This window comes from Kitasatospora mediocidica KCTC 9733, from assembly GCF_000744225.1.
Lineage (GTDB): Bacteria > Actinomycetota > Actinomycetes > Streptomycetales > Streptomycetaceae > Kitasatospora > Kitasatospora mediocidica.
Map to the genome: position 1 here is coordinate 590,575 of NZ_JQLN01000005.1, position 20,558 is coordinate 611,132.

Here is a 20,558-nt window from a genome sequence, read left to right on the forward strand (position 1 = left end):
GGGGCGACAAATGCACAGGAGGTTGGCTTGAGGAACCTGGGACCCGCTGCGGAGACTCGTCCGGAGGTCCGGATAGACCGCTCTGACGTGGGACGACGGGTGTCCGTCAGGGTGTTGGACGCCCTGCGCGACGACACCACCGGGCGGCCGGTGTTCCGCGATGTGATCGGCTTGCTCACATCCTGGGACGATCATGGCCTTTCCGTGGTCCGCCGCGACAACACGGTCGCCGAGATCGCGGACGCCGCGCTGGTCGCCGGCAAGGTCGTACCGCTCTTCCCGGCCCGGCGGGCACCGCTGCCCGAGGCCGGCTCCGTCGAGCTCCAGCGGATCGCCGCCCGTGGCTGGCCCGCCGTCGAGCAGGAGGCGCTCGGCGAGTGGACCCTGCGCGCCTCGTCCGGCTTCACCCAGCGTGCCAACTCCGTCCAGGCGCTGGGCGACCCCGGCCTGCCGCTGCCCGAGGCGCTGGCCCGGGTCCGGCAGTGGTACGCCGCCCGCGACCTGCCGGCCCTGGTCGAGGTCAGCTCGCCCGGCTCGCCCGACGACCTCGCCGGCGAACTGGCGAAGCTCGGCGCCGGACTCAGCCCCACCCTGGTCCGCACCGCACCGATCGCCCCGCTGACCAGAGTCGGGCACGCTCCCGAGCGGGTCCGGCTCTCCCGCACCGCCGGAGCGCAGTGGCTGTCCGCCTACCGGCGGGCCGGCGGCGACCCGGCGCGCGACGCCGCCGCGCTGAAGGTGCTGCACGGCGGTCCCTCGGTCTGGTTCGCCACCGTCCCGGCCGCGGACCCGCAGGAGCCCCCGACGGCGATCGGCCGGTGCGTCGTGGACGGCGCCTGGGCCTGCTTCGGCGCGATCGAGGTGCGGCCGGCGGCCCGCCGCCAGGGGCTGGCCCGCACCGTGATGGCCGTGCTGGCAGCCCGTGCCGCCGAGGAGGGCGCGACCGGCGGCTACCTCCAGGTGGAGGCCGATAATGCGGCGGCGATCGCGCTCTATGACGGACTCGGCTTCACGACCAGTCACACTTACCACTACGCCCGGCTTCCCCGGCCGTAGCATCCCGGCTAGGTTCCCCGCCGTAGGTTCAGAGCCCGCACGCACGAAAGCCGCCACAGCCACCGTGACCGAGCAGAGCAGAGCCCGTTTCCGTACCGAGGCCAGGTCAGAGCACCCCGATCCGGTGCTGCTCTGCCTGCTCGCGGCCGCCGAACACACCCTGGCCGACTCCGCCTACACCGAGGACGGCCGGTTGGAGCCCGCCCCGACCCTGGACGCGCTGTCGGCGGCCTGCCAGGCCGCCCTGGACCGGCATGCGACCGCGGTCCGGCTGGCGGTCGCCGAGCGCCGCCCCGGCACGCCGGAGGAGACCGCCGCGCTGCTGGCGGCCGTCCTGGGCGGGCGCGAGCGGTTCCACGGACAGCCGTCCGACTACCGCCGGTTGGAGTCCTCGCTGCTGCCGGACGTGCTGCGGCGCCGGCGCGGGCTGCCCATCATGCTGTCGCTGGTCTGGACGGCGGTCGCCGCCCGGGCCGGGCTGACGGTCCACGGGGTGGCGCTGCCGGGCCACTTCATCGTCGCGGTCGGCAGTCCGGACCGCCCCGACCAGTACGTGCTGGCCGACCCGTTCCACGGTGGGCGGCTGCTCTCGGCGCAGGACGCGGCCGCCCTGGTGACCGCCTCCGGCCACCCGTTCTCCGCCGAACTCCTGACCCCCGCGCAGCCGTTGGACATCGTGCTGCGGGTGCTGGGGAACATCCGCAGCTGGGCGGCGGACCGGCCCGAGCACGCCAGGACGCAGCTGTGGGCCACCGAGCTCTCACTCCTGCTCCCCCGGCACCCCGCCCAACTGCGCCTGGAACGTGCCGAACTGCTGGTGCGCACCGCTGACTTCCTGGCCGGCGCGGCCGAGATGGACGCCTACGCCGAGATCCTGGACGTCTTCGACCCCGAGTCCGCCACCCGGGTCCGCCAGGAGGCCAAGGCGGCCCGGCACCGACTCAACTGACCGAAAACCGCCGTACGTTCAGAGCCAGCCCTTCTCCCGGGCGACCCGAACCGCCTCGGTGCGGTTGCGCGCCGAGGTCTTCTGGATCGCCATCGAGAGGTAGTTGCGCACCGTCCCCTCCGACAGGTGCAGCCGACGCGCGATCTCGGCGTTGAGCGCGCCGTCCGAGGCCGCCGCCAGCACGTCCCGCTCGCGCCCGGTCAGCGGGTTGGCGCCCTCGGCCAGGGCGGCGGCCGCCAGGACCGGGTCGATCACCCGCTCGCCGCGCAGCACCCGCCGTACCGCCTCGGCGAGTTCGGCGGCCGGGGCGTCCTTGACCAGGAACGCGTCCGCGCCGGCCTCCATCGCCCGGCGCAGGTAGCCGGGGCGGCCGAAGGTCGTGGCGATGACGATCTTCGTCTGCGGGCTCTCCCGGTGCAGTGCCGCGGCCGCCTCGATCCCGGTCATCCCCGGCATCTCGATGTCGAGCACGGCGACCTGGACGTCGTGGGCCAGCGCCGCCGCCACCACCTCGTCGCCGCGGGCGACCTGGGCGACCACGTCGATGTCGCCCTCCAGGCCGAGCAATGCGGCCAGCGCCTCGCGGACCATGCCCTGGTCCTCGGCGAGCAGCACGCGGATGGCGGTCGAACTCTGATCATCGGTCATGCGTCCGACGATAGTGCCCGCTCCCCGGCGGTTTCCGAGGCGGTCGCGGCGAGCGGGACCAGGGCGCGCAGCCGAAAACCCCGGCCGGACGCACCCGGGCCGTGCTCCAGCCGGCCGCCGACCAGGCCCAGCCGCTCGTCCAGCCCGGAAAGACCGTTCCCCGGGCCGGACTTGCCCGCTCCGCGCCCGTTGTCCGCGATGTCCAGCACGGCGAACCGGCTGCCGTCGCCGTCCCAGGTCTCGTCCATCCCCACCGTGCACAGGGTGGCGCCCTCGGCATGCCGGACGATGTTGGTGACGGCCTCGCGCAGCGCCCAGGCCAGCGCGCCGGCCTCCGTCGGGCCGAGCCCTGGCCTGGCCTCGGCCGCCGTCGGCGCGACCTCCAGGGTGACCCCGACGGTCGCCAACGCGCTGCGGGCGGCCGCCAGTTCGACCGGCAGGGTGGGGCGGCGAAAGCCGCTGACGGCCTCCCGCACGTCGATCAGCGACTGCCGGGCGACCTGTTCGATGTCGGCCACCTGGGCGCGCGCCTGTTCGGCCCTGTCCTGGTCCATGAAACGGCCCGCCAGCTCGCTCTTCAAGGTGATCAGCGAGAGCGAGTGACCGAGCAGGTCGTGCAGGTCGCGGGCCAGGCGCAGCCGCTCCTCGGCGGCCGCCAGGTGCGCCACGGTCTCCCGGGCCTCGCGCAACTCCCGCATGGTGGACATCAGTCGCTGCAGCGCGGTCATCGCCAGACCGCTCAGGAAGGCCGGCAGCAGCAGGCTGGGCAGCGCGGCGCGTTCGGTGTGGGTCAGCAGGGCGACCGCCGTGGTCAGCACACCCGTCGCCAGCACCCCGCGCACGGCGTACTTGGTCGGCAGCACCGCGCCGATGACCACCGAGGTGTAGGTGAAGAGCACGATCCAGGCCGGGCCGTAGGCGAACGAGGTGGCCGTGGCGACCACGACCAGGAGCGCCACCAGGGGGTAGGTGCCCCGCCAGAGCGTCCCGCGCATCGAGCGGTAGGCCACCAGCAGCAGGTAGCCGGCCAGGAACGCGGCCATCGCCAACCAGCCGACGACCGTCTTGCCCGTCGAGTACCCGCTGTGCAGCAGGTTCCCGATCGGATAGGCCAGGTAGACCATCCACACGCTCATCCAGCAGAGCTTGACCAGCAGTTGGCGGCGGTTCTCCACCGGCTCACCGGGCTGCATCCGCAAGCTGAGACGCCCCCGGCCCTCCTCCCGCGACTCGTCGGGGCGGTGGTCCAGCGGCGTCTCGGGCATGACGGCCATCATGCCTGCTTGGTGTCCCTGCGGTACAGGAAGGCCGCGGCGGCGACGAAGACCAGCAGGAACCCGGCCAGTCCGGCCGCGGCGGCGGCGTCCAGCGTGTTGCCGGGGTGGATGAAACCGGCCAGCTGGTTGTACAGGTACACCGGGTTGAACCGGGCGAAGTTCCGCATCGAGCCGCTGATCGGGTACCAGGTACCGCCGAAGGCCGCCATCAGCATGTAGACGATCATCACGATCGGCTGCACCGCGCTCGGCTCCGCCGCGTAGCCCAGCGCCACACCGAGCGCCGCGAAGACGAAGCTGCCCAGCCAGAGCACCGCCACCAGGCCGAGCCACTGCCCGGCGCCCAGGCGGACGCCCTCGACCGCGCCGAGCGCGAAGACCACGACGATCGCGGGCAGCGTGGTCGCCGCACAGGAGGCGATCTTGGCCAGCGTGTACGCCCGCCCGGGCAGCGCGGTGAGCCGCAACTGGCGGACCCAGCCGCTCTTGCGCTCCAGCGAGATCCGCTGCGCGCTGCCGGTGAGCACCGCGCCGACCGCGCCGAAGGTGGCCATCGAGACCATGAAGTACGACTTGGCGCTGACCCCGCCGGCGACGCTACCGCCCTTGTAGACGCTGACGAAGAAGAAGTACATCAGCGCGGGGTAGAGGATCGTGAAGAACAGGTACCGCCGGTTGCGCAGGCTGCGCAGGATCTCCAGCCGGATCAGGGTGATCATCGCGCGCTCTCCTCGGTCTCCAGGACGCCGTCCTCGGCGTCCTGCTCCCCCGTGATGGTCAGGAAGGCCTGCTCCAGGCCCAGACTGCCGACCTCCAGGCCGCGCGGATAGAGCCCGGCCTTGTAGAGGCCGGCCACGTCGGCGTCGGCGTCGGTGCTGCGGATCCGCACCGACCGCACGCCCGCCGCGTGGCCGCCGACCTCCAGTGACACCAGGCCGGGCAGCGCGCGCAGCATCGCCTCCTCGAACGGGCCGTCCGAGGAGTGCAGTTCGAAGCTGATCCGGCGGGCACCGGCCTTGGCCTTGATCTCGGCCGAACTGCCGTCGGCGATCAACCGCCCGCGGTGCAGCACCAGCACCCGGTCGGCGACGGAGTCCGCCTCCTCCAGGTAGTGGGTGGCGAAGAGCACGGTCCGGCCGGCGTCCGCCTGGGCGCGCATCGTCGCCCAGAACTGCCGGCGGACCGAGACGTCCATGCCGGTGGTCGGCTCGTCCAGGACGATCAGGTCGTTGGCCCCGGCGACGGCGAGCGCGAAGCGCACCCGCTGCTCCTGGCCGCCGGACAGCTTGTCGACCCGGCGGTCGGCGATCTCCTCGATCCCGGCGTCCCGCAGCACGTCGGCAAGGCGGTGGCCGCGCGGGTGGACGTCGCAGGCCAGCTGGACCAGCTCGCGCACCTTGACGTCGGTCATCAGCCCGCCGCTCTGCAGCATCGCGCCGACCCGGCCGGCCTCGATGGCGGCCCGCGGCGCGCCACCGAAGAGCGTCACACTGCCCTGGTCGGGCTCACGCAGCCCGAGCAGCAGGTCCAGACTGCTGGACTTGCCTGCGCCGTTGGGTCCGAGCAGCGCCACCGTCTCGCCCGGCCGCAGCACCAGGTCGAGGCCGCTCACCGCCTTGACCCGCCCATAGCTCTTGCTCACCTGCCTGAAGGCCGCAACCTCTTCGCCGCTGCTCATCCCCGGTCCTCTCTCGCGTCCTGACGCCTCAAGATTCCCGCGAGCCGGGGTACCGGCGGCAGTGTGCGGACTCGTGCTCTCGGCATGACATCCGTCATGCCGAGAGCACGAGGGTTCACAGACCCAGCGAGGCCTTCAGGAAGTCCACCTGGAGCAGCAGCAGGTTCTCCGCCACCTGCTCCTGCGGCGTCATGTGGGTGACGCCGGACAGCGGCAGCACGGTGTGCGGGCGGCCGGCCGCGAGCAGCGCGGAGGAGAGCCGCAGGGTGTGCGCGGCCACCACGTTGTCGTCGGCCAGCCCGTGGATGATCATCAGCGGGCGCTCCAGCTTCGGCGCGTCCGCGATCAGCGAGTTGGCCTCGTACACCTCGGGCCGCTCGGCCGGGTGGCCGAGGTAGCGCTCGGTGTAGTGCGTGTCGTAGAGCTGCCAGTCCGTCACCGGCGCGCCGGCCACCGCCGCGTGGAAGACGTCCGGGCGGCGCAGCACGGCGAGTGCGGAGAGGTAGCCGCCGTAGGACCAGCCGCGGATGGCGACCTTGCCGAGGTCCAGCGGGAACTCCTCGGCCAGCGCGTGCAGCGCCTCGACCTGGTCGTCCAGGGTGCTGCCGGCGAAGTCGAAGGCGACCGCCTTCTCCCACGCCGGACTGCGGCCGGGGGTGCCCCGCCCGTCCGCGACGACGACGGCGAAGCCCTGGTCGGCGAACCACTGCGAGGAGAGGTGGGCGTTGTGCGCCTGCACCACCAGCTGCCCGTGCGGGCCGCCGTAGGGGTCCATCAGGACCGGCAGCAGCCCGTCGCGCTCCCGCTCGTAGCCGGTCGGCAGGATGACGGCGGACGGGATCCGGCGGGCGCCGGCCAGCCGGAACTCCGGACGGGTGGTCAGCACCGGCGTGTGGGCGTACGAGGTGACGACCGCGACCGTCTCCTCGCCGCGCAGCAGCTCGGCCCGTCGGCCCGGCCGGTCCAGCGTGGAGCTGGAGAGCAGCGTCAGCTCGCCGCCGCGGACGGCGTCCAGGGCGCCGGCCCGGCGCAGCAGGACCGTCTGCGAACCGTCCAGGTCGGCCCGGTAGAGGCCGACCAGGCCCGGGGCGGCCTCGGTGTCGCCCTCACCGGCGGCAGCCGTGAAGAGGACGGTCCGCGCGTCGACCGAGAGCACCGCGCGCACGTGCAGCGTGTCGTCGGTCAGCTTCCGCTCCCCGACCAGCAGCGCGCGGTGGCCCGGCTCGTCGCTGATCCGCACCAGGCGGCCGTCCGGCGTCCAGGCCGGCGCGCCGCTGAAGAGCTCCAGCCAGACGGCGTCCTGCTCGGCGACCAGCGTGCTGGTCTGGCCGGTCGCGGGGTCGAGGGTGAGCAGCAGCTGGCTGCGCTGGTCCCGGGCCTGCACGAGCAGCAGCGGCGGACCGCCCGCCGACCAGTGCACGCGGGCCAGGTACGGGTGGGCCGCGCGGTCCCAACGGGCCTCGACGCGCGAGCCGTCCAGGCCCAGCACCCAGAGCGTGACGTCGGCGTTGGGGGTGCCGGCGGCGGGGTAGGCGATCTCGGCGGGGACGCTGTCGGGGTTGGCCGGGTCGGCGATCCACCAGCGCTGGACGGGCGCGTCGTCGGCGCGGGCGGCGAGCAGCCGGTCGCTGTCGGGGGACCACCAGAAGCCGCGGTCCCGGCTCATCTCCTCCTGCGCGATGAACTCCGCCTGACCCCAGGTCACCCCGGCGCGCTCCGGCTCGGCGAGCGGGCGGTCGCCGCTGCCGTCCGCGGCGATCAGACGCAGCTGCCCGGAGGTGGTCGGGTAGGCGACGTGCCGGCCGTCCGGCGAGGGGCGCGGGTCGAGCAGCGGGCCGGCGGCGGGCAGCTCGCGGACCGTGCCGAGGGCCGTCAGGTCCGCGGCGAAGAGCCGGCCGGAGAGCGCGAAGGCGGCCAGCTCGGCGGCGCCGTCCAGGCCGTAGCCGACGATGCCCGCCGACCCCTCGCGGCTGCGCTCGCGCCGGGCCCGCTCGGCCGGCGAGAGGTCCTCCTCGCCGCCGCCGAGCAGCGCCGCCGGGTCCGCGGCGATCTGCTCCGCGCCGGTGGCCGGGTCGAGGGTCCAGAGCAGGTTGGCCCGGTCGGTGCCCGATCGCGAGCGCAGGAAGACGACCCGGGAGCCGTCGGATGCCACGGCGAAGGATCGGGGCATGCCGACGGTGTAGCGCAGGGTCCGCGCGTACTGCCGGGGGAAGGTGTCCGCGGGGGTGGCGGCGGCGGCTTCAGTGGTCATGGCACCGAACCCTACGGCCTCACCCCGCCCGTGATCACTCGTTCGGCGTACACCTCAGAACTGCCCCGAACGGCCCCCCGCACCCCCTCCGACCGGCGCATGCGCCCCCTCAACGCCTCCGCGACCCGACACATCCGGGCTCACTGAAAGTAATGCAATCCTCACTGATCGGGTATTCCTAGATCAGCGGATCCGGACGAGGGCTGTCCGGTTCGCTGCCTGTCCCACGGTCCCGACCGCCGCCCGTCCAGGGCGGCGCACCCGAGAGGGGTGTGAGCCGTCATGGCTTTGTCCATCTCCGCAGCCATGCTGATGCTCGTCATCGTGGTGGTGCTGATCCGCCGATCCGGGCTGAAGATGGCCCACGCGATCATCTGTGCGCTGCTGGGTTTCTACCTGGCCTCCAGCTCCATCGCGCCGTCCATCACGCAGGTGACCAGCAACCTCGCCGGGATGATCAATGGCCTGAAGCTCTGAGCGCGGGCGCGGTCGTTAGGCTGCTCCCCATGACCACTGCCCCCGACCGCCGGCTGCTGCTGGTGCACGCCCACCCCGACGACGAGTCGATCGGGAACGGCGCGACGATGGCCCGCTACGCCGCCGAGGGCGCCCAGGTCACCCTGGTGACCTGCACCCTCGGCGAGGGCGGCGAAGTGATCCCGCCCGAGCTGGCCCGGTTGACGGCGGATCGGGAGGACACCCTGGGTGACTTCCGGATCGGCGAGCTGACGGCCGCGATGCGGGAAGTCGGCGTGGCCGACTTCCGGTTCCTGGGCGGCCCCGGCCGCTACCGCGACTCCGGGATGATGGGCGTGCCCGACAACGACCGGCCGGACTGCTTCTGGCAGGCCGACCTGCGCGAGGCCGCCGGCCACCTGGTCGCGGTGATCCGCGAGACCCGGCCGCAGGTCCTGGTCTGCTACGACGAGAACGGCGGCTACGGGCACCCGGACCACATCCAGGCGCACCGGGTCGCGACGCTGGCCCGCGAGCTGGCCGCCGACCCGGCCTTCCATCCCGAACTCGGCCCGGCCTGGCAGATCGTCAAGGTCTACTGGAACCGGGTGCCGCGCTCCGCCCTGCTGGCCGGCCTGCGCGAGGCCGCCGCGCACTACCCCGCGGTCGCCACCCCCTCGGACGTCCCCGGCGTGGTCGACGACGAGCTGATCACCACCGTGCTGGACGGCGCGAAGTACGCCGACCGCAAGGCCGCCGCGATGGCCGCGCACGCCACCCAGATCACCGTCTCGGGAGCGTTCTTCGCCCTCAGCAACAACCTCGGCCAGCCGTTGTCGGCCACCGAGTGCTACCAGCTGGTCCACGGCGAGCCGGGCCCCGAGCGCCCGGAGACCGACCTGTTCGCCGGAATCGAGGTCTGATGAGCACTCCCCTGCACGTCCTGTTCGGCACCCGCTCACAGCGGCTGGCCGAGCCGATGCCGTCGCGTCGCGGCCGGGTCGTCGGCTACGCGGTGCTTTTCCTGCTGGGAGTTCTGGTCGCACTCTGTGGGTGTTTTGTGCAGACCCTGTGGAGTCCATGGGGACTTCTGATCGCTCTGGTCGCCAACCTCGCGCTCTTCTACGGCGGCGTGCGGCTGACCGGGACCAAGCTGGGCGCGGGCGTCCCGCTGATCGGCTGGTTCCTGATGCTGATGGTCCTGATGGCGCCTCGGCCGGAGGGCGACTTCGTGCTCGCGGCCGGCTTTGACTCGTACGCATACCTGCTGATCGGCGCACTGACCGGGGTGATCTGCGCCACCCTGCCCACCCGCTCGGCGTTCGCCTTCGGCATCCCCCGCCAGCGGGACTGAGTTCAGGTCCGGCTGTCCGCGCACGACGGGCAGTCAGGGCCGCTCGCCCGTAGTGTCGTCGGTGCGGAACCGGACGTATCACCTGGTAACGGAAGCGGTTCCGCACTCAGTTGTTCCCAGTATGGTGGTGCCGCAGCATCGTCGGACGGGCCGCCCGGCCGGCCGGACGCCCCAGCAACCCGCGGCCTGTGGCCCGACAGCCACGACCGCGAACCCGGAGCAGAGCAGCATTGAGCAGCCGCGAATCTGACAACGCCTACCCGCCGCCCCGCCGCGGGGGTACCCCGAGCCGGCGGCCGGGGGAGGGTCCCGACGCCTACCCGTCCGGCACCCCGCCCTACGGCACGCCCGGTGTCGCGAACGGCTACGGCGCGGGGGCGCCGCTGCCTGGTGGCGACCCCTTCAGTCGGCCGGGACCGGCGACGGACGGCGCCGCGGGGGCGGCGGAGCCGGACGTTCCGAAGACCGAGACCACGCTGACCACCCGGATCTCGATCAACATCCCGGGCTCGCGGCCGATCCCGCCGGTCGTGATGCGCAGCACCGTCAAGCCCGAGGAGCCCGAGGCCGCGCCCGCCGAGCAGCCCGGGCCGACCGGCCCGCGGCACCGCTCCGGCTCGCCGGCCTCGCCGGTGATCGGCGTGATGGAGACGGGCGCGCGCGGTGGTGCGCCGCTGAACCTGCCGCCCGAGTGGCAGACTCCGCCGAACGCTCCGGAGCCCGCCGAGTCCGAGTCCACGGGCGAGTGGTTCCGGCCCCGGCAGAAGAGCCGACCCGAGCCGGCGGCGGCTCCCGCCCCCACGCCGACTCCCGCTCCCGCTCCCGTCCAGGCGCAGGCGCAGGCGCAGGCGCAGAACCCGGCGGCCTCCGGGCCGGCCGCGGGTTCGCCGTACGAGTCCAACGAGCGGTGGCAGCCGACTCCGCAGTTCTCCGCCGAGAGCACCCAGCAGATCCCGGCCCCGCGGCCGACCGGGGCACCGGCCTCGCCGTTCGCGCCCGCGTTCGGCACCGGCAACGAGCCCGCGCCGGTCGCCGACCAGGGGTTCCCCACCGGCGGCGGTCAGCAGTTCGGTAAGCCGCAGGGCGGCTACCCGGCCGATCCGTACGCGGGCGGCCCGGCGGCGGAGCCGTACCAGAATGGTGCGGCACGCGACCCCTTTACTCCCCGGGACCCCTTCGCCCGCCCGGCCGAGACGCCCGCACCCGCGGCCGACCCGTTCGGCACCGGCCCCGCGGCCCCGCGCCGGCCCCAGGGCCAAGGCGCGCCCGGCCGGTTCGCCCGCTCGCAGCCCCCGGCCGGGCCGTTCCCCCCGGCAGCGGCGGCGCCCCCGGTGCAGCCGGCGCAGCAGGGCTTCGCCGAGGGCCGGTTCGCCACCGAGCAGAACAGCGACGCGGAGGACACTCAGATCGGCGGCTTCCGCCCGATCAGCGACGACATCCAGCAGGGCGGCGCCATACCGGGGCTGCCCGTGAACGGCATGTACGGCGGCGGCCCCCAGGGCGCGCCCCGGCTCGCCGGTACCGCCATGCCCCCGGCGCCCGCCGGTGCCCGCCCGGCCGGTCCGCCGCCCCCGCCCGGTCCACTCGCCGCCGGTCCCGCCGGCCCGTCCGGTCACGGCGCGCACGCCGGACCGCCCGAGGGGCCGACCCCCGAGGCGCCCGCCGCTCCCGGCCCGGCCGCGAAGCCGAAGCCGGCTTCGGCCGCCAAGCCCAAGCCCCGCCCGCGTGCCCAGAAGCTGCTGGTCTACGCCGTCGGCGGCGCCCTCTTCGTGGGTTCGGCCGCCTACGGCACCGGGTTGATGCTCAACCAGGCCGACGTCCCGCGCGGCATCACGGTGCTCGGCACCGACATCGGTGGCGACAGTCGCGACCAAGCGATCCACCAGCTCGACGCCACCGTCGGCAAGATCGGCCAGCAGCCGATACAGCTGAAGATCGGTGGCCAGGCGTTGACCCTCGACCCGGCCACCGCCGGTCTCAGCTTCGACACCACCGCCACCGTGGACAGCCTGACCAAGCACAGCTACAGCCCGGTCGACGTGATCAGTTCACTGACCGGCGACAGCAAGGCCGTGCCGCCGCAGGTCCGGGTGGACCAGGCCAAGCTCAAGGTGGCCCTGGACCAGCTGGCCGGCCAGTCCGCGCAGGGGCTCAAGGAGGGCTTCGTCCAGTTCAACGACCCGGGCGACCCGAGCGTGGTGCCCGGCCAGGCCGGCCAGGCGGTGGACGGCAACGCGGCTGTCAACCAGGTCCAGCAGAGCTACCAGGACCGCGCCGCCGGCAAGAGCGACCCGCCGATCTCCCTCGCCGTGACGGCCGCTCAGCCGAAGGTCTCCCAGCAGGCCCTGCAGCAGGCGGCCGACGGGCTCGGCAAGCAGATCGTCAGTGCCAAGGTGACGGTCGTGGCGGGCAGCAGGCGGTTCGTCTTCACCAGGACGATCGCGAGCAAGACCCTGACGCTCGGCCCGGACGCCTCCGGAACCATCGGCCCGCAGTGGAATCTGGACCAGTTGAACAGCGCCATGGGAGGCGTCTTCGACCGGATCAAGTTCCGCAAGGCCGACGGCACGACGGCCCTCATCACCCCGCAGGATGTCGCGGACGGAATCGCCTCCGTCTTCGCCAACAACGGAGATACGGAGCGCACCTTCAAGTTCCGTTCGTGACATGTCAAGAATCACCGTCGGAGCCCCGAAGAGCTTCTCTCTTCGGGGCTCCGACGTGTTTCCCGGCGACATCCCGCCACTGGCGTGTAACTGACACAGTACGGGGGCAGCACCTCTCCGGATGGATTCCAGAGGGCGCTCAAATGGCTGACGAATAGTCGCCGCTGGCGGTATCCCGCCAAATCCGTCCGATAACCGGACGCAGAAAACCGGCGAGTAATGCCCACAGAACCGGGCAAACCGGACGTCACCATCTACGCGCGTCGACCCCCTGGAGCCCGGAGTGTCGCGTTCACATACCGGTGTTACTAAGTCCTCGTTACGAACTCATGAACGAGATATGGGAGAGAATGTCCGTTTTATGGCGTCTCGCCTGATGCTTGTCAAGTAGCTGAAAGCTACAACCTGGTGGACATTCCAGAACGAAGCCAAAACTGCACGCTCAGGCACTCAGAAACTCTTGACGTTCGATAAACGAGTTGCGAGAGTCCGTTCGACCAACTTCTTTCCTCGTTGCTGCTGCACAGACCACCGGCGGGAGCTTTCGCACCATGACGACGCCAACTGAGGACACGACAGAGACCGAACCGGTCCTCGTCGCGTCCGCTACGGACCTCACCGGCAACAAGCCGGGCGAGTTCCTTGGGCGCACCCCGGGCCAGATTGCCTGGAGCCGCTTCAAGCGCAACCGCATCGGTGTGCTCTGCGCCGGTATCGTGATCTTCTTCTTCCTGCTCGCCATCTTCGCTCCGGTGATCAGCGCGCTGTACGGCCAGTCGCCCTACATCGCCTACGGGCTCCGTAACCCGAACCTGCTGGACGACTACGGCGTGCCGATGGGCGCCGGCTACGGGATGAGTGCCGAGCACTGGTTCGGCATCACGCCGAACACCGGCTACGACATCTTCATCAAGCTGATCTACGGGATCCGCACCTCGATGGGCATCGGCATCATCGTGACGATCGTGTCCAGCCTCCTGGGCATCGTCATCGGTGTTGCGCAGGGTTACCTGGGCGGCCGCTTCGACTACTTCGTCGGGCGCTTCACGGACCTGCTGCTCGGCCTGCCGAGCCAGCTGTTCTTCATCGCCTTCACGCCGATCGTGCTGAACCTCTTCGTCCGCCCCGACGAGGAGACCCCGATCCACATCCGGGTCATCGCGATCGTCCTGGTGCAGACCCTCCTCGGCTGGATGGCCACCTCCCGCCTGCTGCGCGGTCTCGCGCTGAGCCTGCGCGAGCGCGAGTACATCGAGGCCGCGAAGATCGCAGGTGCTTCCTCCCTGCGGATCATCTTCAAGGAACTGATGCCCAACCTGGCCACCACGATCCTGGTCCAGGTGACGCTGCTGCTGCCGCTCACCGTGACCGCCGAGGCCGGTCTCTCGTTCCTGGGCGTCGGCATGACCGAGCCCACTCCCGACTGGGGACTGATGTTCCTGGACTCGGTGAACAACTACCAGAACGACCTGACCTACCTGCTCTTCCCCGGCCTCTCGCTGACGATCTTCTCCGTCGCGTTCAGCCTGTTCGGGGACGCCGTCCGAGACGCGCTCGACCCGAAGACCATTCGCTGAGCCGCGCCGCTTTCGGTACCAACGTTCTACCCCCGCTCCACCCCAGTCCGGCCACCCCGGGGCAGTGCCGCCCCGCCGGTCCGCGCTGGCCAGTCCTAGATGACCAGTGACAGGTAGGAACCAATGAGACTTCGCAAGGCAGCCATCATGCCGGCGCTCGTGGCCGTCAGCGCTCTGACGCTGACCGCCTGTGGCGGGGGTAGCTCTTCCTCGAGCGGCGACGCCAAGAAGGCCACCGCCGAGGTGGCGAACTTCGGCCTCGGCACCGCTGCCGACTCGCAGGGCCCGGTCAAGGGCGCTGCTGGTGCCAAGAAGGGCGGCACGGCGTACGACATCGAGCCGGCCGGCTTCGACTACCTGGACCCGAGCCAGCAGTACGTCAACACGTACCAGGTCGTCGGCAGCCTCTACAGCCGTCAGCTGACCGGCTACAAGACGGACCCGGCCACCGGCAAGGTCATCCTGGTCGGCGACATGGCGACCGACACCGGCACGCAGAGCGACGGCGGCAAGACCTGGACCTGGACCTTGAAGAAGGGTCTGAAGTTCGAGGACGGCACGCCGATCACCTCGAAGGACGTCAAGTACGCGGTCGAGCGTCTGTACTCCCCGTACCAGACCCAGGGTGCGACGTACTTCCAGACCTGGCTCTCCGGCGCGGACTACCGCAAGGTCTACGCCGGTCCGGACGCGGGTGAGCTGCCGGACAGCGTCATCGCGACCCCCGACGCGCAGACCATCGTCTTCCACTTCCAGGCTCCGCACGCCGACGCGCCCTACGCCGCCCAGATGCCGAACATCACGGCCATCGAGCGGTCGAAGGACGACAAGGAGAAGTACAACAACCACCCGGTCTCGATTGGTCCCTACAAGATCAAGTCGTACGAGCCCGACAAGTCCCTCGTGTTCGAGCGCAACCCCGAGTGGGACCCGAGCACCGACCCGATCCGCGCCGCGAACGTGGACTCGTGGTCGTTCGAGCTCGGCATCGACCAGGCGCTGCTGACCCAGCGTCTGATGGCCGGCTCGGGCAACGACAAGGACGCGGTCACCATCGCCGCGAACGCCGACAACGCGAGCATCAAGACGATCCAGAGCGACGCGCAGTACGCGAGCCGCACGATCAACCAGTACGAGCCCTACGTCGACGTGTTCAACATCAACACGACCCGGGTCACCGACGTCAACGTCCGCAAGGCGCTGGCCGTCGCGTTCCCGACCGCCACGGTCCAGAAGCTGCTCGGCGGCTCGGCCACCGGCGACGTCGCGGGCAACCTGATGAGCCCGACCGTGGGCGGCTGGCAGAACACCGACCCGCTGGGCGTCAAGGCCACGCCGAACGGTGACCCGGTCAAGGCCAAGGCCATGCTGACCGCCGCCGGCAAGGTCGGCTACACGATCGTGCTGGCGTACTCCAACACGACCCGCTGGCAGACCACCACCGCCGCGATCGCCGACCAGCTGAACGCAGCCGGCTTCAACGTGCAGCGCAAGGAGCTGGACCCGACCAGCTACTACACGCAGATCGGCAAGCCCGACAACGGCTTCGACCTGTACCGCAGTGGCTGGGGTGCCGACTGGCCGGTCGGCTCGACCGTCGTCCCGCCGACCCTGGACGGCCGCACCATCGGTGACGGTGCGCCGAACTACTCGCACTACAACAGCGCCACCAGCAACGCCGAGATGGACCGGATCAACAAGATCACGGACGTCAAGGAGCAGGCTGCCGAGTGGATGAAGCTGTCGGACACCATCCTCGCCAATGATGTCCCGATGATCCCGACCACCTACGACAAGTACTTCCAGGTCTACGGTGCGGGCCTCGGCGGCGTCGCCTACAACCCGGTCCTGGGCGCGGTCGACCTGTCGAACATCTTCATCAAGTAAGCACCGGATCCGGAGCAGGCCTCCGGGCCCGCTCCCCCGGGCAGGGCCACCTGATGGTGGCCCTGCCCGGGCCACGTGCCGACCACCCGTGACCCGGGGGTCGCACTCTCCACGACGTGGCCGCCTAGGGCGCCCTCTCTCGGAAGAGCTCATCCCATGCTCCGATTTCTCATCCGCCGGGCGCTCGGCGCTGCGGTCATCATCGTCCTGCTGATCGCACTCACCTACTTCGCGTTCTTCTCGCTTCCGACCGACCCCGCGTCGCTCTCCTGCCCGAAGGGCTGCTCCCCGCAGCTGCTCGCGCAGATCCGCGAGAACATGCACCTGAACCAGCCGATCGTCGTGCAGTTCTGGCACTACTTCAGCGGCCTGTTCGTCGGCCAGGACTTCGGCAACCTCGGCCACTGCGCGGCCCCCTGCTTCGGTTACTCGTACAACAGCCAGCAGTTCGTCTGGGACCGCATCGCGGCCAACTACCCCGCCACCTTCACGCTCGCCGTCGGCGGCGCCGCCTGCTTCCTCAGCATCGGCGTGGGCCTGGGCATGATCTCGGCGTGGAAGCAGGGCTCGTTCTGGGACAAGGCGGCCAGCTCCATCTCGCTGGTCGGCCAGTCGACCCAGATCTACTTCCTCGGCCCGCTGGCGATGGCCCTGTTCGTCGTGAACCTGAAGTGGCTCGTCCAGCCGAACTACACCCCGTTCACCCAGGACCCGTGGGCCTGCTTCCAGGGCATGATCCTTCCCTGGCTGGTCATGTCGGTGATCTTCTGGTCGAACTACACCCGCCAGGTCCGCTCGCTGATGCTGGAGCAGCTCTCCGAGGACCACATCCGGGCCGCCCGCGCCAAGGGCATGTCGAACAGCTACGTCTGGTGGCGCTACGCGCTGCGCGGCGCGATGGCCCCGATCGTCACGATCTTCGGTATCGACCTCGGCGCCGTCTTCTCCGGCGCGATCATCACCGAGTACACCTTCGGTGTGCACGGCCTCGGCTACCTCGCCGTGCAGGCCGTCCACCAGGAGGACCTCTACCTGGAGCTGGGCGTGCTGATCTTCAGCTCGGTCTCCATCCTGCTCTTCAACATCATCGTCGACGCCGCTTACGCTCTCCTCGACCCCCGGGTCCGGCTGGGATGACCTCCGCCCCGCTCGTGACTGTTCCGTACCACCCCGCCCCCGAGGAGACCCGACCGTGAGCACCCTCACCAAGTCCGAGGCCGTCGACGCACCCCAGGCCGGCAACGCCTTCCTCTCGGTGCGCGACCTGCGCGTCCGCTTCCGCACCGAAGACGGCATCGTCAACGCCGTCAACAACCTGACCTTCGACCTCGAGCAGGGCAAGACCCTGGGCATCGTCGGTGAGTCGGGGTCCGGCAAGTCGGTGTCCAACCTGGCCGTGATGGGCCTGCACAACCCGAGGAACACCACCATCGAGGGGACGGTGACGCTCGATGGCCAGGAGCTGCTCACCGCCTCCCAGCGTGAGCTGGAGAAGCTCCGCGGCAACAAGATGGCGATGATCTTCCAGGACGCGCTGGCCGCGCTCTCGCCGTACTACACGATCGGCCGGCAGATCGCCGAGCCGTTCATGAAGCACACGGGGGCGAACAAGAAGGAAGGTCGCGAGCGCGCGATCGAGATGCTCCGCCGGGTCGGCATCCCGCAGCCGCAGACCCGTGTCGACGACTTCCCGCACCAGTTCTCCGGCGGTATGCGCCAGCGCGCGATGATCGCGATGGCCCTGGTCTGCGACCCGCAGCTGCTGATCGCCGACGAGCCGACCACCGCGCTCGACGTGACGGTGCAGGCCCAGATCGTCGACCTGCTGAAGGACCTCCAGCAGGAGAGCGGCACCTCGATCGTCTTCATCACCCACGACCTCGGCGTGATCCGTGAGATCGCCGACGACGTCCTGGTGATGTACGCGGGCCGGGCCGTGGAGCGCGGCACCATGCGCGAGGTCCTGAAGACCTCCCAGCACCCCTACGGCTGGGGTCTGCTGAGCTCGATCCCGCGGATCAACAGCTCGGTCGACGTCCCGCTGGAGCCGATCCCGGGCACCCCGCCGTCGCTGCTGAACCCGCCGACGGGCTGCGCCTTCAACCCCCGGTGCGCGTACCGTGAGCTGGTGGACGGCGACAAGTGCGTGACCGAGCGCCCGCCGCTGGAGCTGGCCAACGGCCACCTCTCCGCCTGCCACCTCACCCCCGCGCAGAAGCAGTCCATCCTCACCGAGCAGATCCTGCCCCGGCTGAGCAGCTGAGCTCGGTAAAGGAGCCAAGGAAATCCCATGAGCGCAAAGACTCTGACCGAGCCGGCCGACGCGGCCCCCACCTCCGGCGAGACCCTGCTGGAGGTCAACGGCCTCACCAAGCACTTCCCCGTGATGGGCGGTTTCCCGTTCAAGCGCCAGGTCGGTGCCGTCCAGGCGGTCGACGGCGTGACCTTCGACGTCCACAAGGGCGAGAGCCTGGGCCTGGTCGGTGAGTCCGGCTGCGGCAAGTCGACCACCGGCCGACTGCTCACCCGGCTGCTGGAGCCCACCGGCGGGACGGTGAAGTACCTCGGCCAGGACATCACGCACGCCTCCCGCAAGGAGATCGCGCCGATCCGGTCCGAGATCCAGATGATCTTCCAGGACCCGTACTCGTCGCTGAACCCGCGGCACACGGTCGGCACGATCATCTCGGGCCCGATGGAGATCAACAACATCAACCCGGCCGGTGGCCGCGCGAACAGGGTGAAGGAGCTCCTGGAGATCGTCGGTCTCAACCCGGAGCACTTCAACCGCTTCCCGCACGAGTTCTCCGGCGGCCAGCGTCAGCGCATCGGCGTGGCCCGCGCGCTCGCGCTCAACCCGAAGCTGATCATCGCGGACGAGCCGGTCTCCGCGCTCGACGTGTCGATCCAGGCCCAGGTCGTCAACCTGCTCCAGGGCCTGCAGCGCGAGCTCGGCATCGCCTTCGTCTTCATCGCGCACGACCTGTCGATCGTCCGGCACTTCTCGCAGCGCGTCGCGGTGATGTACCTGGGCAAGATCGTCGAGATCGCGGACCGGGACGCCCTCTACACGCGCCCCCGCCACCCGTACACCCACGCGCTGCTGTCGGCCGCGCCGGACGCCGACCCGGACAACAACTCCATCGAGCGCATCCGGCTGACCGGTGACGTCCCGTCGCCGCTCAACCCGCCGTCCGGCTGCCGGTTCCGCACCCGCTGCTGGAAGGCCCAGGAGAAGTGCGCCACCGAGGAGCCGCCGCTGCTCCAGATCGGCGGCAACGACGCCGGCCACCTCACCGCCTGCCACTTCCCGGAGGACGGTGACGCCGCCGCCAAGCGCGCCGCCGCCGCCGTTCCCGCGGCACGGACCACCGAGGACTGAGCGCGCATCACCCGCAACGCGTGAGGGCCCCAGGAGCTGCTCCTGGGGCCCTCACGCGTCTCTCAGTGCCCCAGCAGGGCACGGGCGGCAGCGCGCCGCAGGTCGCCCAGCTCGGTGTCGATCACGGCCCACTCGGCGGCGTCGAGCACCACGGCGGCCGGCTGCTCGGGGCGCTCGGCGCGCAGCCGGACCCGCAGGTGGGTCGGCGGGTGCGAGGCGTCGATCGAGGTCATGGTGCGGGCGGAGAGCCTGCTGCGGCGCTCCAGCTCGCTCGGCGGGATGGAGTCGAGGTAGTCGCGCAGACCGGTCCAGAGCCCCTCCTCGGCCTCCGCACCGCGCGCGCCGCCGCCCGACGGGCCGCCGGCCCGCTGCTGGCGCAGGCGGGCCATGACGCTCTCCCGCAAGTAGAGCTTGCCGAGCATCGACGCGGCCGCCTGCGAGGAGCCGATCCCGGCAGCCAGCTCGTCGGCCAGGTACTCGGCCCGCTGGCTGCCGGCCCGGGTGAGCCGGTGGAGCAGCCGGTGGGCGCCCCGGACGGGCAGCGCCACAACCTGCAGCAGCCAGTTGGCGAACTCGTCGAGCGCGGTCTTCTGGGTTCTGGCGCCGCGGACCGTCCTGGCCCTTCCCCGCTGGTTGACCCTCAGCATGTAGAGGTCTCCGCTGGTCGGCACCAGCAGCCGCTGCCAGGCCTCCAGGGTGTCCGCCGCCAGGCTCAGCCAGAAGCCGCGACGTTCGTCACCGTTGACGCCGTGACCGAGCTCGTGACCGAGCAGGGCGACCCGCTCCTCGGGCGTCAGCACCGTCCAGAGCGGCAGTCCCAGCGTGAGCTGGACCCGGCGGCGGACCCCGAGATGGACGTAGGAGGCCTGGAAATCGGTCGAGACCTTGATCCGGTCCGGCCTGCGGGTGCCGAGCTCGTCGGCGATCCGATCGACCAGCGCGTACAGCTGCGGGGCCCGCTCGCGGTCCACCACCCCGCTCTCGGCACGCCAGCGGCCGAGCCGCGGGCGGAGCAGGTAGGTCAGCCCGAGGCCGAGCGCACCGACGACCTTGAGCAACGGATAGCCCTCGACCAGCAACCAGAGCGAGCCGCCCGCGACCGCCAGGGTGGCGAGGTGGACCACCGTGGCGAGGCCGAGCGCCGCGCACCGGGCCACGCTCCACCGGGAACCGGCCGGCTGCTCGACCAACCGCCCGTACAGCTGCTCGACCCGGGCCAGGTCCCGCGCGCGGCGGGACGCGGCCCGGCCGCTCAACTGCTTGTCGGGGCCGAGGTTCCAGTCGCAGGACTGGCACCAGTCGCTGAAGCGGGGATCCGAGTCGATCGACCGGGAGCAGTTGGGGCAGTCGCGAACTGATGAGATGACAGACACAAGT

Annotated in this window: 17 protein-coding genes; 11 read left to right on the forward strand and 6 right to left on the reverse strand. The window is 71.1% G+C overall.

The genetic code is table 11. The features are described from left to right. Window positions 1-36: 36 nt before the first annotated feature. Both BS80_RS16715 and BS80_RS16720 read left to right on the forward strand, forming a co-directional pair. Entirely contained in the window at window positions 37-1,056 is a 1,020-nt protein-coding gene (locus BS80_RS16715; RefSeq protein WP_157536581.1) for a GNAT family N-acetyltransferase, read from the forward strand. Window positions 1,057-1,120: 64 nt separating this feature from the next. After that, entirely contained in the window at window positions 1,121-2,005 is an 885-nt protein-coding gene (locus tag BS80_RS16720; protein ID WP_035798248.1) for a transglutaminase family protein, read from the forward strand. An 18-nt stretch (window positions 2,006-2,023) separates the two neighbouring features. Here the strand turns inward: BS80_RS16720 and BS80_RS16725 are convergent, their stop codons facing one another. The 5 genes from BS80_RS16725 to BS80_RS16745 form a co-directional block, all read right to left on the reverse strand. After that, a complete protein-coding gene (locus BS80_RS16725; protein WP_035798250.1) occupies window positions 2,024-2,653 on the reverse strand; it encodes a response regulator transcription factor in 630 nt (209 codons plus the stop codon). Next, window positions 2,650-3,918 carry a sensor histidine kinase gene (locus BS80_RS16730; RefSeq protein ID WP_232246507.1) on the reverse strand — a complete coding sequence of 423 codons (1,269 nt, stop codon included), beginning with the start codon at window positions 3,916-3,918 and terminating at the stop codon, window positions 2,650-2,652. Before BS80_RS16730 ends, BS80_RS16725 begins: the two co-directional genes overlap by 4 nt. A gap of 8 nt (window positions 3,919-3,926) precedes the next feature. Next, window positions 3,927-4,649, reverse strand: a complete 723-nt coding sequence (locus BS80_RS16735; protein ID WP_035798252.1) for an ABC transporter permease — start codon at window positions 4,647-4,649, stop codon at window positions 3,927-3,929. Then, window positions 4,646-5,608, reverse strand: coding sequence for an ABC transporter ATP-binding protein (locus tag BS80_RS16740; RefSeq protein WP_051966701.1), 963 nt, complete (start codon window positions 5,606-5,608; stop codon window positions 4,646-4,648). The genes BS80_RS16735 and BS80_RS16740 overlap by 4 nt, the downstream gene beginning before the upstream one ends. 115 nt (window positions 5,609-5,723) lie before the next feature. Then, window positions 5,724-7,859 carry a S9 family peptidase gene (locus BS80_RS16745; RefSeq protein ID WP_035798253.1) on the reverse strand — a complete coding sequence of 712 codons (2,136 nt, stop codon included), beginning with the start codon at window positions 7,857-7,859 and terminating at the stop codon, window positions 5,724-5,726. Window positions 7,860-8,141: 282 nt separating this feature from the next. Here BS80_RS16745 and BS80_RS16750 point away from each other — a divergent pair, with 282 nt between their 5' ends. From BS80_RS16750 to BS80_RS16790, 9 genes are all read left to right on the forward strand, one after another. Further along, entirely contained in the window at window positions 8,142-8,336 is a 195-nt protein-coding gene (locus tag BS80_RS16750; RefSeq protein ID WP_035798256.1) for a DUF2304 family protein, read from the forward strand. A gap of 29 nt (window positions 8,337-8,365) precedes the next feature. Continuing rightward, complete coding sequence (mshB, locus tag BS80_RS16755) at window positions 8,366-9,238, forward strand: N-acetyl-1-D-myo-inositol-2-amino-2-deoxy-alpha-D-glucopyranoside deacetylase (RefSeq protein WP_035798258.1); 873 nt, start codon at window positions 8,366-8,368, stop codon at window positions 9,236-9,238. Beyond that, window positions 9,238-9,669, forward strand: coding sequence for a DUF6113 family protein (locus BS80_RS16760; RefSeq protein ID WP_232246508.1), 432 nt, complete (start codon window positions 9,238-9,240; stop codon window positions 9,667-9,669). Before mshB ends, BS80_RS16760 begins: the two co-directional genes overlap by 1 nt. A 230-nt stretch (window positions 9,670-9,899) precedes the next feature. Further along, on the forward strand, window positions 9,900-12,335 hold the full coding sequence (locus BS80_RS16765; protein ID WP_035798260.1) for a peptidoglycan binding domain-containing protein: 2,436 nt from the start codon (window positions 9,900-9,902) through the stop codon (window positions 12,333-12,335). Between the two features lie 551 nt (window positions 12,336-12,886). Next, on the forward strand, window positions 12,887-13,912 hold the full coding sequence (locus BS80_RS16770) for an ABC transporter permease (protein ID WP_035798262.1): 1,026 nt from the start codon (window positions 12,887-12,889) through the stop codon (window positions 13,910-13,912). 147 nt (window positions 13,913-14,059) lie between these two features. Further along, complete coding sequence (locus BS80_RS16775; RefSeq protein WP_232246509.1) at window positions 14,060-15,799, forward strand: ABC transporter substrate-binding protein; 1,740 nt, start codon at window positions 14,060-14,062, stop codon at window positions 15,797-15,799. Window positions 15,800-15,955: 156 nt separating this feature from the next. Next, window positions 15,956-16,936 (forward strand): ABC transporter permease, encoded by a 981-nt coding sequence (locus BS80_RS16780; protein ID WP_035798266.1) that lies wholly within the window; start codon window positions 15,956-15,958, stop codon window positions 16,934-16,936. Window positions 16,937-16,991: 55 nt separating this feature from the next. Then, window positions 16,992-18,062, forward strand: coding sequence for an ABC transporter ATP-binding protein (locus BS80_RS16785; protein ID WP_035798268.1), 1,071 nt, complete (start codon window positions 16,992-16,994; stop codon window positions 18,060-18,062). Window positions 18,063-18,089: 27 nt separating this feature from the next. Further along, window positions 18,090-19,181 carry an ABC transporter ATP-binding protein gene (locus tag BS80_RS16790; RefSeq protein ID WP_035798271.1) on the forward strand — a complete coding sequence of 364 codons (1,092 nt, stop codon included), beginning with the start codon at window positions 18,090-18,092 and terminating at the stop codon, window positions 19,179-19,181. 62 nt (window positions 19,182-19,243) lie between these two features. Here the strand turns inward: BS80_RS16790 and BS80_RS16795 are convergent, their stop codons facing one another. Continuing rightward, complete coding sequence (locus BS80_RS16795) at window positions 19,244-20,554, reverse strand: M48 family metallopeptidase (RefSeq protein WP_051966702.1); 1,311 nt, start codon at window positions 20,552-20,554, stop codon at window positions 19,244-19,246. Between the last annotated feature and the right edge of the window lie 4 nt (window positions 20,555-20,558).